The organism is Stutzerimonas stutzeri, assembly GCF_051028275.1.
GTDB classification, from domain to species: domain Bacteria; phylum Pseudomonadota; class Gammaproteobacteria; order Pseudomonadales; family Pseudomonadaceae; genus Stutzerimonas; species Stutzerimonas stutzeri_AS.
Genome location: NZ_CP069269.1, coordinates 1,590,712 through 1,603,691 on the forward strand (window position 1 = coordinate 1,590,712; position 12,980 = coordinate 1,603,691).

The following is a 12,980-nucleotide window of genomic DNA, read 5'->3' on the forward strand; positions in this document are numbered from 1 at the left end:
CAAACCTGAGTCAGACGATCCCCCGCTCACGCAGCCCTCGGATTTGTTCATCGCTCAGACCTAGCCCTGCAAGGATATCTTCTGAGTGTTCGCCCAGTGCTGGCCCGCCGTTGCCAATACGGCCGGGGGTGCGGCTGAGCTTGGGCAGCACGCCCGGGACCTTGAGCGGTCCGGCGAAGGTCTGGACCTGCTCGATCATCTGCCGTGCAAGGTAATGCGGGTCTTTGACGATATCGGCGGCGGTATACGGATATCCGGCCGGGACCCGAGCCTCTCTCAGGGCCTCGATGACCTCATTGCGGCTCCGCTGAACCGTCCACTCGCTGATGGCCGTGTCGATCAGTTCGGCGTGCTGGGCGCGGCCGTCGTTGTGGGCGAAACGCGGATCGCCTGCGAGGTCATCACGGCCGATCAAGGTCATCAGGCGTTTGTAGATGCTGTCGCCATTGCCGGCGATCAGTACATAGGTGCCGTCGTTGCATGGGTAGGAGTTGGACGGCGTGATGCCGGGAAGGGCGCTACCGGCGGGCTCGCGTATATAGCCGAAGGCGTCATATTCGGGCACCAGACTCTCCATCATCCCGAAGACCGACTCATAGAGCGCCACGTCGATCTCCTGTCCTTTACCGCTGCGGTTGCGCTCCTGCATCGCGAGCAACACGCCGATCACGCCATACAGCGATGACAGCGAGTCGCCAATGCTTACGCCAACCCTCACTGGCGGTTGGCCAGGGTAGCCAGACAGGTACCGCAATCCGCCCATGGCCTCGCCGATGACGCCGAAGCCGGGGAGGTCGCGATAGGGGCCGGTCTGACCGTAACCGGAAATGCGCAGCATGATCAGACGCGGGTTGAGCTTGGATAGCTCGCCCCAGCCCAGCCCCCAATCTTCCAGTGTGCCGGGGCGAAAGTTTTCAACCACCACGTCGGCTTCGGCCACCAGCTGACGGACGATCTGCTGGCCCTCGGTCGTTTTCAGGTCCAGGGTCAGGGATTGCTTGTTGCGGGACTGCACGTGCCACCAGAGCGAGGTGCCGTCCTTGAGCTTGCGCCATTTACGAAGTGGATCGCCCACGCCTGGTGGTTCGATCTTAATCACGTCGGCGCCGAACTCGCCGAGCATCTTGCTGGCGAAGGGGCCCGCTATCAGCTGGCCCATCTCGATCACCTTGAGGCCATGCAGCGGCAGGTCGTTTCCGTTGTGTTTCTTCATCGCGATTCCTGGTCCGGTATGGCTTACGAGTCGAGGATGACTGAGCATTGGTAGATCGAGAATGTGGTGCGGCCACAAAGGTTGCCGAGGTTAAGGTGCGTTACAGCCCCTGCTGCCGCGGCGGGCTGGGCGGTACGGACGCGCATGCGTCCGGGATCGACTCGCTGGGAGGTAACGGGCTGCGAAGCTTCACCGGTCGAAAACCTGCCCGAGGAGCAGCCAGTCGCTGTCTCGTCTGTGGCGCCCAAGGATCAGGTTGATTGGCTATTTACGATCCACCGGGAGCAGCTGGACGCTCGGACGCTTGCGTCCCTCGAGCTTCAGCAGCCGCTCGATGGCGTCGTTGACTGCATGGCGGTCCCGCCAACTCTCGACCTTCGCATCCGCCTGATCGCGCAAAGCGCGGATCTCGTCATGAATCGCTTTGACCTGCTCGTCGCTAGGGCTGTCGTGCAGGGCGTTTTTCATGCATTGCAGCAAGGTGATCATAACGAGCGGATCATGGCTGGCGTAGACCCGGATCGGTGCGATCACCGCTTCCAGCATGCGTTGCATGGCCAATTGTGGGTAGAAGAGTCGCGGCTGGCCATCGTCGAAACAGCCGACGTCGAACGGTGGGACACCACCAATGCGTTGCAGCAACACGCTGATCAAATTGATCGCCCGCATCGCGGTGCCGGGGTCGTTGATCGCTGGGCTGATCGCCTTTACAGCAATCTCTGCCATCTGTCGCATGCCATAGGACACGTTAGCGCTTGCGAATTCGTTGTTTTGGAAGTCAAAGCAGTCGACAGCCGCCGCTCTGTCTTCGTCGCTCAAGGGTGCGCTGAAGCGAATCAGGGGGTGGCCCTCAACCAGAAAGAAGCCAGGCTCGACCTGGATGACCGCCGACAGGTTACGCTTGCTCAGCAACTCGCCCAGTTGCCGCTCGTTGACTGCTCGCAGGTAACCAGGACGGGAGGCAGGGAGACACCACCAGTCTGCGTCATCCGGCACGGCACGGACATTTGCCAGGCGTCGCTTGCGCTTTTCGAGGTTGGCGTAGGCACCTCGGTACAGCTGACTAAGAACCCAGTCAACCTGAATCGACTGGGACACCGAGCGAATGAACACCACAAACATCGCCAGGTTGAGTATGCCCATCAGCAGCGCGAGCAGCAGGCCGACCGACGGAATGTCGGTGGGCTGGTCCTTGTTGATGGTCGTGATAAGCAGCAGGTAGTACAGCACGCTGCCTAGATAGATGCCGAGTATCACCTGATTGCGCGTGTCGCTGATTAGACCTGGGAGTACCCGTGGCGTCAGGCGAGCCGCCGCACCATTCAGGACGACCATCACCATTGAAAAGCTGAATACGGTGAGCGACACGATGCTGGTAATCATCGTGCTGAGAATGTCCCGGGCAGTGTCCGGGTCGGTCAAGCCGGACGGTAAGCGCTCTCGTAGCGAGGAGGCCAGGGATGTCGTCTCGAAAGCGAGCATGGCTGCGGCCAGGACAGCGTACAAGGCCGTGACAAGAACCGGGTAGAAAGCAATGCTTTCGGAAATTCGTTTAGCGAGGCGGAAGCCGGCATTGGAAGGTGACGACATAGAGAGACGGTTCCGAAGTGGCGAGCGAGCTCTGTAGTGATATGACAGCGTTCGCTTGAAAAGTACCTCACCTGGAAACGGTCTATGCTCAGCAGAGGCCAGATGCTTGGCCAGCGGAACGCTGTAGCCCCGCATAGCTCAATAGCGATGTCTGCCAGGCGCTTGGTGTGATTCGTAGGGTTCGCCTGTAGGACAGGGGTTATTCAACGAATAACTAAACCGACGAGTGAGGTGCCCATGAGCCCTGCGTCCCTTTATCCCGTGGCGCCCGAGGTGGCGGCCCGTTCGCTGACGGATGAGGCCACTTATAAAGCGCTGTATCAACAATCGGTGGTCAACCCTGACGGCTTCTGGCGTGAGCAGGCCGAGCGCATCGAATGGATCAAGCCGTTCACCCGGGTCAAACAGACTTCCTTCGATGATCACCATGTCGATATCAAATGGTTCGCCGATGGCACGCTGAACGTCTCGGCTAATTGCCTGGATCGCCATCTGGAGACCCGTGGCGATGAGATCGCGATCATCTGGGAGGGAGACGATCCCACCGATCATCGCAACATCACCTACCGCGAGCTGCACCGCGAAGTCAGCAAGTTCGCCAACGCGCTGCGCGGGCAGGATGTCCACCGAGGCGACGTTGTCACGATCTATATGCCCATGATTCCGGAGGTGGCGGTCGCCATGCTGGCCTGCGCGCGCATCGGTGCGATTCATTCAGTGGTTTTTGGCGGTTTCTCTCCGGAAGCCTTGGCCGGCCGGATCATCGATGGCCGATCGAAGGTCGTGATCACGGCTGACGAAGGTCTCCGTGGCGGCAAGAAGGTTCCGCTTAAGGCCAATGTGGATGAAGCGCTGACCAACCCGCAAACGGGCTGCGTCCAGAAGATTGTTGTGGTACGGCGCACCGGCGGTGACATCCGTTGGCATCCGCACCGGGACATCTGGTACGAAGACCTGATGCGCGTGGCCGGCGAGGTCTGCGCACCAAAGGAGATGGGCGCCGAGGAGCCGCTGTTCATTCTTTACACGTCCGGCTCTACCGGAAAACCGAAAGGCGTAATGCATACATCCGGCGGCTATTTGCTCTACGCGGCACTCACCCATGAACGGGTGTTCGACTACCGCCCCGGAGAGATTTACTGGTGTACCGCTGATGTCGGTTGGATCACGGGACACAGTTACATCATCTACGGTCCGCTCGCCAACGGCGCGACAACGCTGATATACGAAGGCGTACCCAACTATCCAGATGTAACGCGGATCGCCGGGATCATCGACAAACATAAGGTGAACATTCTCTACACGGCTCCGACGGCGATCCGCGCCATGATGGCCGAGGGAAGCGCGGCAATGGAGGGCGCGGACGGCTCGAGTCTGCGTTTGCTCGGCACGGTAGGCGAGCCGATCAATCCGGAAGCCTGGCACTGGTACTACGAGACGGTGGGCAAGGAACGCTGCCCGATCGTGGACACCTGGTGGCAAACCGAGACGGGCGGCATCCTGATCAGCCCACTGCCTGGCGCGACCGCGTTGAAACCGGGCTCTGCAACGCGGCCTTTCTTCGGCGTCGTGCCTGGGCTGGTCGATAACCTCGGCAATCTGCTCGAAGGCGCAACGGAAGGCAATCTCGTGATACTCGACTCTTGGCCAGGGCAGATGCGGAGCATCTATCGAGATCATGATCGATTCGTCGACACCTACTTCAAGACCTTTCGTGGGATGTACTTCACGGGCGACGGTGCACGCCGAGATGAGGACGGCTATTACTGGATCACAGGACGGGTGGACGACGTACTCAATGTCTCCGGCCATCGCATGGGTACGGCAGAGATCGAAAGCGCGATGGTGGCGCACCGCAAGGTGGCCGAGGCTGCAGTGGTCGGCGTGCCGCATCCGGTCAAGGGACAGGGCATATATGTCTATGTGACGCTGGTTGCGGGCGAGGAGCCGTCCGACCGGCTGCGCCAGGAGTTGCAGCAGTGGGTGCGCAAGGAGATCGGCCCAATTGCCGTACCGGACGTCATCCAGTGGGCGCCCGGCTTACCCAAAACCCGTTCCGGCAAGATCATGCGCCGCATTCTGCGCAAGATTGCGACTGACGAGCACGACGCGCTGGGCGATATCTCGACACTGGCTGACCCGGGTGTAGTGCCTCAGCTCATTGAAACGCACAAACAGATGCGCCTTTGATCCGAGCGGGTAGCGGCGTCCTGCAAATCGAGCAGGGCGCCGCTGGCATCCGTGTTATTAACTGGTCGAGGCGTTTTGCGTCTCGTGGTTGGCGGCTGGTTTGTCCTTCGGCACGCCGGCTACGGTCACCTCTGGAAATTGGCCGCCGATGAACTCGACACTGCGAGTCGGGAAGGCGAACTGCACGCCCATCTCTCGAATGCCTTCGAGCAGCTTGAGGTTGATCTCTTGCTGGGCGTCCATGTACTTGTTGTAATCCGAAACTTGCATGATGTAGACGACCTCGAACGTCAGCTGGCTGTCATCGAAGGCGAGGAAATGCGCCCGGTCGAAGTTCGCGTTTTCCACCTCATCAATGATTCTCTTAACCATCTGCGACACTTCACGCACCTTTTCAGAAGGCGTGTTGTAGGTGATTCCGAACTTGAACACGATGCGACGTGTGTTCATGCGCTTGTAGTTATGCAGGATCTGCTTGAGCAAATCCGCGTTGGAGCAAACCACCTGCTCGCCGCTAAGGCTCCGGATACGGGTCGTCTTCAGGCCAATGTGTTCGATGGTGCCCGCAACAGTGCCAAACACCACGAAATCGCCAATCTCGAACGGCTTGTCGATGCCGATCGACAGAGAGGCGAAGATATCGCTGAGCAGGGTTTGTACAGCCAGGGCGATGGCAATACCGCCAACCCCCAAGCTGGCCACCATGGCGGTAATGTCGACACCCAGATTGGCGAGTATCGATAGCAGCATCATCGTCCAGACAACGATGCGAACCATGATGCCAATAATCGTAGTGGTTACCGGGTTGCGTGCCTTGCCGTCACGAGTAAGGCTTTCCATCCAGAGGCGGACGCCGGTATCAAGCCAGAGCGCAATCTGAAACGCGAGGGCTATGAACCAGCCGTGCGACATGGCCGATTCCCATCGCTCCGGTAATTGGACCACTTTCAGCGCGATCAGCAGCGACAAGGCGATCAGCAGGACATGACTGGTGCGGCTTAGCATCTCCGCTGCGATGCCGACGAACCCACTTCTGGAGCCTTTGGCCAGTTTGCGTAGCCGGTTGGTAACGATCCGCAGGATCGCCTGCATGATCAGGTAGCTGACAATGGTGACGCCAGCAATGATGGCGATGTTGATCCAAAGGTCCTCGTTCAACATCACTTCCCAATTCATCAAATCGTCTCCTCTCAGGGTGCAAGACCAAGCGCAACAGCAACGGTCCCTTTTTCAGTGGCCGCTGTTGCGCATTAGTTCCCGATGGGAATGGAGACAAGAGGATGGGTGGGGCGGTTGCGCCGTGTTGACCATCAGGGACGCGACACGAGCCCCTGCAAATCCTGATAGCTGCCCGCATTGATGACGTGGCGATAGCCCATCGCCTGAAGCAGATCCTGCGCCGCCGCCGAACGACGACCGCTACGGCAGTAGAGCACAATAGGCGCGTCCTTATCCGGTGCGATGGACGCGATGTGCTGGGCGAGATGTTCCGTCTCGATTCGCCTTGCACCGGGCAGCGAGCCTTTAGCGTGTTCCTCTTCGGTGCGCACGTCGATCAGGACGCTGTCCGCTTGCTGCAGAGCCTTCAATGCGGCTGATTGGTCAATCTCTTCGGCCTGGGCTGAAGCGGTTGTGATGAAGAACAGCAGTAACAGTCGGTACGCAATGTTCATCAGGTGCCCCTATGTTTCGGTAATCAGCTGATCAGCCGAGTCAGGTTCGGCAAGATCAGAATCAACGCCGTGGCGAGCAGGATCATCGTAACCTGCTTGACCTTCTTGTGTTTGAACATATTGGCGGCCTTGTATTGTTCTTGGTGTTATAGCGAAAGAGCTCCGAGTGAAAATCGGCGTTCAGCATTCGATCGATATCAGGGCTTTGGCTAGACCTAAGCAACATACGGACCAGTGCGATTAACCGCCGATCATGCCAACCCATTCCGAGTGCAGGCATAAGGTGGCGAGCGGGTAGGGCGTGCCTTGGTTGGGTGCGTTCCTGCAGCGGAGAGGCTGGTATGTCACGATCATCGGAGCGTGCCGCTTCGCCGATGAGATTTTGATGCCCTCAGCCGCAGGGCGGAGCGGATAGCCCGCTATCGAACCGGAACGAAACATGGCTCGATCGGAAACGTCTTGGCGAGTTCAGTACTTCCGTACGTGTGAAATCGAAACATCGGCGGTCGACGTTCACCCGAATTCGCTGCGGTTCGTTTCTGCGCGCTACACGTCAGCGGTGGATGGTCAAGGCAACTGCGCTGAGCGCAGCCATTAGAAACGACAAAGCCCCGATAAACGGGGCTCTGTGTAAGATCTGGCGGTGAGGGAGGGATTCGAACCCTCGATACGATTTCTCGTATACACACTTTCCAGGCGTGCTCCTTCAACCGCTCGGACACCTCACCGGATCTCTAAGGCGCTATGTCCTTCGAGGCGCGCTAATGTATCCGAAGAGTCTGCGGATGGCAAAAAGTTTTTTCAGTTTTTTCATGTGGTTAAGAGGTTGTTGGGAAACCGGCCAAGCTGGCGTGCAGTGAACCTATCGTTGCTCTAAGGTTCGAACCAGAGCGGACGTCATGAGCTGTGTGCGATCTACACGGTGAGCATCGAGTGCCAGGAAAGGCTTTGATGAAGTTATTCAAACCAAAGCGTAAACGGCCGGAGGTGGTAGAGATAGCCACCAAACGTCGTCTGCATGTCAGTCACTTGGAACTCGGGATGTATATCTGCGAGTTGGATCGCCCTTGGCGGCAGACAGATTTTCTCTTTCAGGGATTCCCGCTGCTCAAGCAAGAGCACATTCAAGCCGTGCGCGAACGCTGTGATTATGTGTTCGTAGACGATACTCGCCGCGTACTGATCGATCAGGGCCAGATGATCGTGCCCTCGGCGACGCCGTTACGCGTGACGCGCAAAATGGCTCGGATCCCGCTCTCGCTTGAGGTACACGAGGCGCGAGAAGCCTATCGCAGCAGTACTCTCGTCATGGATCAAGTGCTGCAGGATGTCCAGCAGGGCCGTGCGATCGACACCAAGGCCTGTCAGGTGTTGGTTAAGCGAAACCTCGAAAGCATGCTTCGTAACGAGAGCGCCATGCTGTGGTTGGTGCGTCTGAAGTCTCAGGATCGCTATACGAGTCTGCATTGCCTTTCTGTATCGATTCTCGCGATGGGGTTCGGAACCCACCTTGGATTGCCCGACGAAAAGATTGAGCTCTTGGGCATTGCCGGGCTGTTGCATGATGTGGGCAAGATGAAGATCGACCCGGCAGTTCTGAACAAGCCGGGCAAATTGACCGAAGAAGAGTTTCAACATATCAAACAGCACCCGAGGCTGGGTTACCAGGCGCTGTGCGATCAAGCGGACATCCCTGCAGCAGCTGTTCAGGCCGCGTACGGTCACCATGAGCGGTTAGATGGAAAGGGCTATCCGCAAGGACTCGATGATTATCAGATTCCCTTCGCGACACGAGTGATCACCATTGTCGATGCGTTCGACGCCATTACCAGTCACCGTGCCTATGACGACGCACGTCCGATCCAGACGGCCTACGATGTGTTGCGTAGCAGCGCCGGGCAGCAATTCGATGAAGCCTTGATCCATGAATTCATCCGCTGGCTCGGTGTCTTTCCGGTGGGCACGCTGGTGGAACTGCACACCGGAGAAGTTGGGCTGGTGCTGGAGAAGCATCCGCAGCTACACCTGCGGCCGAAGGTCGTCGTTCTGCTCAACCCGGACAAAACGCCTTGCGAGCCTCGATATCTGGACCTTTCACAATTGACGGTGGATGCCGAAGGCACACCGTATAGGATCAGCAGCGGAATTCCGGACGGCTCTCATGGCCTGTTCATCGCTGATCCCAAACTGCAAACAATCCTGCATCCCGAATTGCTTGCGGTCATGGAGCTCGAGCCGGAAATGGCCGAAGAGTAACGTCGCTCCTGGTGTGGCTAGCGAGCCGCGTATGCCTGCAATATGACCTGGCGGTCGGTCACGATGCTTTACCTCTCGGGTTCCGCTGGGTAACGTCTGCGAACTTCTAACAAGGAATATTCGTCATGAGTGATCTGGTCTCCTACGAACTCGAAGACGGCATCGCCACGCTGACCCTGAACAACGGGAAAGTTAATGCGTTGTCGCCAGATGTGTTCGACGCACTCAACGCTGCGTTCGATCGTGCCGAAAAGGACCGCGCGGTGGTGATCCTCACTGGCCAGCCGGGCATTCTCTCTGGTGGCTATGACCTCAAGGTCATGACGTCAGGGCCGGAACACGCCATTGCGCTGGTGACAACCGGCTCGAAATTCACTCTCCGAATGTTGGCTCATCCCTTTCCGATCGTAACCGCCTGTCCTGGCCATGCGATTGCCAAAGGCGCCTTCCTGCTTCTCTCGTCGGACTACCGTATCGGCGTCGAGGGCGCTTTCAATATCGGTCTCAATGAAGTCCAGATCGGTATGACGATGCACCATTCAGGTATTGAACTGGCGCGAGATCGTCTGACCAAGCCGGCTTTCCAGCGCTCGGTAATCAACGGTGAACTCTTCAATCCCCAGGCTGCGCTCGAGGCAGGCTTCCTAGACAAGATCGTGCCGGCGGGTGAACTGATGGCCGTCGCCAAGGCCACCGCGACGCAATTGAAGAAGATCAACATGACCGCGCACAAGAACACCAAGCTCAAGGCACGCAAGGCATTGCTCGAGACCCTGAGCCAGGCCATCGAGCTCGATCAGCAACATTCGGTCGTGTCCTGAAGAGAATTTGTCGCAAGGTCGTCCATTCCTTGCGGGCCAGCGTTTAAACTGCTCGAGCAGCGCCCCGCTATGGCGGGGCGCTTCATTTCCTATTCGTGTCGCATCGCAGGAGAGTCCTGATGTCCGCCCCGCACACCCCGGTAGAACGCGCTGATTTCGACCAGGTTATCGTCCCCACCTTCGCACCGGCTGCCTTTATTCCGGTGCGCGGTCAGGGCTCGCGAGTCTGGGATCAGAGCGGGCGAGAGCTGATCGACTTTACGGGCGGGATTGCTGTGAATGTGCTTGGGCATGCTCACCCGGCGCTTGTGGCTGCACTGACCGAACAGGCCGGCAAGCTCTGGCATATTTCCAACATCTTCACTAACGAGCCCGCGTTGCGGCTTGCGAAGAAACTCACCGCCGCGACCTTTGCCGATCGAGCCTTTTTCTGCAACTCCGGCGCCGAAGCCAACGAGGCGGCGTTCAAACTGGCACGCCGTTATGCCCACGACGCTCATGGACCTGAGAAGAGCGAAATCATTTCCGCTGTGAACAGTTTCCATGGCCGGACGCTGTTTACCGTGACCGTGGGTGGCCAGCCGAAATATTCCGATGGGTTCGGGCCGAAGATCCAGGGTATCAGCCACGTGCCCTATAACGATCTCGACGCGCTGGCTGCAACCATTTCAGACAGGACGTGCGCTGTAGTGCTGGAACCGATCCAGGGCGAAAGTGGCGTTCTGCCGGCGAATCAGGCGTACCTTGAGGGTGCGCGCAAGTTATGTGACCAACACAATGCGCTATTGATCTTTGACGAAGTACAGACCGGCATGGGGCGCACGGGCGAGCTGTTCGCCTACATGAATTACGGCGTGACACCGGACATTCTGACCAATGCCAAGAGCCTTGGTGGTGGTTTCCCGATCGGCCTGATGCTGACCACCGACGAAATCGCTGCGCATTTTAGCGTCGGCACGCATGGCACCACCTATGGGGGAAATCCCTTGGCTTGTGCGGTGGCTGAAGCGGTAGTGGATATCGTCAACACGCCGGAAGTCCTGAGCGGCGTGAAAGAGCGGCACGAACGGTTCAAGGACGGGTTGCTGGAAATCGGCCAGCGCCATGGGCTGTTCAGCCAGGTACGTGGCATGGGCATGCTGATCGGCTGTGTACTCGATGATGCGTGGAAGGGGCGTGCACGAGAGATCTTCGATGCGGCCGAGCGCGAGGCCTTGATGATCCTGCAGGCCGGCCCCGATGTGATCCGCCTGGCCCCGAGCCTGATCATCGAAGAAGCTGACATTGCCGAAGGGCTTGCCCGTTTTGAGCGCGCCGCGGCAAAACTGAGCCAGGCCTGACGCATGGCGACCTAATAATCGGCAGGGCATTGAGCTGTCCTGCCTCTGTTCACTTGTTGAGAACTACTGACCATGAGCGACAGCCTGCAACTCATCCTTGAAGACGTAGACGGTACCCAGCTGGAGACGTCCTGCACCCGTTTTGCCGTGATGTGGCAAGGGCGGGAGGTGTGGATTCAGCAAGTCGGCAACAACCAGTTGATGATTGGCGTCGACGTCGAAGACGGCGATACCGAATACGCCAATCTACTGTTGCGTCCGCTGGCGACTAATTTGGTCAGCCTTGAGCTTGAAATGGAGCCGGTCGCTTCCATCGAGGATGACCACGTTCATGGTCCCGACTGTAACCACGACCACTGACCCGTCCAAAGGGTTGGCGCTGGGTGGGTTGCTGGCGCTGACACTTGCCGGCAAGGAGCCGGCCGAGAAGACTCAGTACACCGCTGACGGTACCCGGCTGCAATGGTTGGGCGAAGGCGCATTGGAAGTGATGCCGCCGAGCGACCAGGACGCCGGGCTGGATCTGGTGCTGTCAGCGGGCGTGCACGGCTGCGAAATCATTCCCATCGAGTTGCTGGATCGTTTGATACAGGAGATAGGACGCAACGAAATCCGTCCTCGTGCGCGGCTGCTGCTGCTGTTTTGCAATCCGCCCGCAATGCGGCAGGGCGTGCGTCGTTTGGGTCAGGATCTGAATCGCCTGTTCTGTGGCAAGCATGTGGCCGGCGAGCCCGGTTATGAGGCGAGCCGCGCGGCGCAGCTGGAGGCATGGGTCGCAGCGTTTTTCCAGCAATCCGGCCGCAAGCGCTGGCATTTCGACCTGCATTCAGCCATGCGTGCATCAACGCTACCGCAGTTTGCCGTCTGTCCCTGGGTCGACGGACGTGACGTCAGCCCGCAAAGCCTGACACGCCTTCAGCAGGCGTCGGTCGACGCGGTGCTGGTACAGGAGAAGCCTTCCGGAACCTTCAGTGCCCACACGGCGACGCGGCACGGCGCCGAGTCCTTTACGCTGGAAATGGCTGAAGCCCCCGAGGGCGTATGGCCTAAGTGTCTCTACGAGTTCCTGGGGGCAGCCCGGAGCTGGATTGAAGAAACCGAACCCGGTCGGTCGGACGTGGAACGGCGGCCAATACTGACGTTTCGTTTGGCACGGGAAATCATCAAGCAAAGTGACCAGTTCGTCCTGCGTCTCCCCCCGGATATCCACAACTTTCAGCCGCTGCCGCCTGGCACCTTGCTGGCTGAGGACAAGAACGGCGTACGCTGGCTTGTAGAAGAGCAGCACGCCCGGATCCTGTTTCCGATCGCGGACGTTGCGATCGGCGAGCGTGCCGGACTGATCGTCGTGCCCCGCAGCTGAGTTTGCAGTGCGGGGAGGGCCCGATAGAGCACCGAGCCTTCAGAGCTGTAAGTGCCTCTGCTGTGCGCAGCGTTCGTTCAGACGCCGGCCTTAGGACTACTGAGCGAGTCGTTACCGGTCACCGTGGCGGTGCCAGTAGCTGCCTGCGCATTGGTTTTCAGGCGCTCCTCATCGGTTTCGTTGCGTTCCAGCGGCATGCTCCGTGAATTGCCTTCTGCATTTTTGGCCTGTTCGTTAACGTCACAGAGCACACGCTTGGCTTCGCAATGACCGGAAATACCTCGTGCCAAGGCCATGCCGCCTACCGCCAGCTGTAAGACGCTACCCAAGCCGCCGCGCCCTAGGCCTTTGCCGAGAAAGTACAGGCCGCCTATGATCGATGCCGTTCTCTCCCAGCCGTGCACGTTCTGTGAAGCCTGGTTCGATGATGTCCTGAACATGGGTAATCCCTCCGCAACGATGGTGTGATAAGTGACCCCATCACACCGGCCCCGTTCCGACCGCAAGTCGGTATCGGGCGTGCGGCCCGACAGT

The 12,980-nt window shown here is 58.8% G+C and carries 11 protein-coding genes and 1 tRNA gene; 6 read left to right on the forward strand and 6 right to left on the reverse strand.

Annotated elements, in window-relative coordinates:
- Positions 1 to 10: 10 nt before the first annotated feature.
- Positions 11 to 1,213, reverse strand: a complete 1,203-nt coding sequence (locus JQR87_RS07385) for a CaiB/BaiF CoA transferase family protein (protein ID WP_407291279.1) — start codon at positions 1,211 to 1,213, stop codon at positions 11 to 13.
- Positions 1,214 to 1,477: 264 nt separating this feature from the next.
- Positions 1,478 to 2,803 (reverse strand): DUF2254 domain-containing protein, encoded by a 1,326-nt coding sequence (locus JQR87_RS07390; RefSeq protein ID WP_407291277.1) that lies wholly within the window; start codon positions 2,801 to 2,803, stop codon positions 1,478 to 1,480.
- A 237-nt stretch (positions 2,804 to 3,040) separates the two neighbouring features.
- Between JQR87_RS07390 and acs the strand changes: the two genes are divergently transcribed.
- On the forward strand, positions 3,041 to 4,993 hold the full coding sequence (gene acs, locus JQR87_RS07395; protein ID WP_407291276.1) for an acetate--CoA ligase: 1,953 nt from the start codon (positions 3,041 to 3,043) through the stop codon (positions 4,991 to 4,993).
- 57 nt (positions 4,994 to 5,050) lie between these two features.
- Here acs and JQR87_RS07400 read toward each other — a convergent pair whose 3' ends face one another.
- The 3 genes from JQR87_RS07400 to JQR87_RS07410 all read right to left on the reverse strand — a co-directional run bounded on the left by JQR87_RS07400 (position 5,051) and on the right by JQR87_RS07410 (position 7,394).
- A complete protein-coding gene (locus tag JQR87_RS07400) occupies positions 5,051 to 6,169 on the reverse strand; it encodes a mechanosensitive ion channel family protein (RefSeq protein ID WP_407291275.1) in 1,119 nt (372 codons plus the stop codon).
- A gap of 134 nt (positions 6,170 to 6,303) precedes the next feature.
- Positions 6,304 to 6,666, reverse strand: a complete 363-nt coding sequence (locus JQR87_RS07405) for a rhodanese-like domain-containing protein (RefSeq protein WP_407291273.1) — start codon at positions 6,664 to 6,666, stop codon at positions 6,304 to 6,306.
- Between the two features lie 638 nt (positions 6,667 to 7,304).
- A tRNA-Ser gene (locus JQR87_RS07410) sits at positions 7,305 to 7,394 on the reverse strand.
- Between the two features lie 223 nt (positions 7,395 to 7,617).
- Between JQR87_RS07410 and JQR87_RS07415 the strand changes: the two genes are divergently transcribed.
- From JQR87_RS07415 to JQR87_RS07435, 5 genes are all read left to right on the forward strand, one after another.
- Entirely contained in the window at positions 7,618 to 8,922 is a 1,305-nt protein-coding gene (locus JQR87_RS07415; RefSeq protein WP_407291272.1) for an HD-GYP domain-containing protein, read from the forward strand.
- Positions 8,923 to 9,047: 125 nt separating this feature from the next.
- Positions 9,048 to 9,743, forward strand: coding sequence for a crotonase/enoyl-CoA hydratase family protein (locus JQR87_RS07420; RefSeq protein WP_407291271.1), 696 nt, complete (start codon positions 9,048 to 9,050; stop codon positions 9,741 to 9,743).
- Between the two features lie 119 nt (positions 9,744 to 9,862).
- Positions 9,863 to 11,083, forward strand: coding sequence for an aspartate aminotransferase family protein (locus tag JQR87_RS07425; RefSeq protein WP_407291269.1), 1,221 nt, complete (start codon positions 9,863 to 9,865; stop codon positions 11,081 to 11,083).
- Positions 11,084 to 11,155: 72 nt separating this feature from the next.
- Complete coding sequence (locus tag JQR87_RS07430; RefSeq protein ID WP_407291267.1) at positions 11,156 to 11,443, forward strand: topoisomerase II; 288 nt, start codon at positions 11,156 to 11,158, stop codon at positions 11,441 to 11,443.
- Complete coding sequence (locus JQR87_RS07435; RefSeq protein WP_407291265.1) at positions 11,415 to 12,446, forward strand: succinylglutamate desuccinylase; 1,032 nt, start codon at positions 11,415 to 11,417, stop codon at positions 12,444 to 12,446. Before JQR87_RS07430 ends, JQR87_RS07435 begins: the two co-directional genes overlap by 29 nt.
- 77 nt (positions 12,447 to 12,523) lie before the next feature.
- On the opposite strand, the gene JQR87_RS07440 is transcribed toward JQR87_RS07435, so the two are convergent.
- On the reverse strand, positions 12,524 to 12,886 hold the full coding sequence (locus JQR87_RS07440) for a YgaP family membrane protein (protein WP_407291264.1): 363 nt from the start codon (positions 12,884 to 12,886) through the stop codon (positions 12,524 to 12,526).
- Positions 12,887 to 12,980 lie beyond the last annotated feature (94 nt).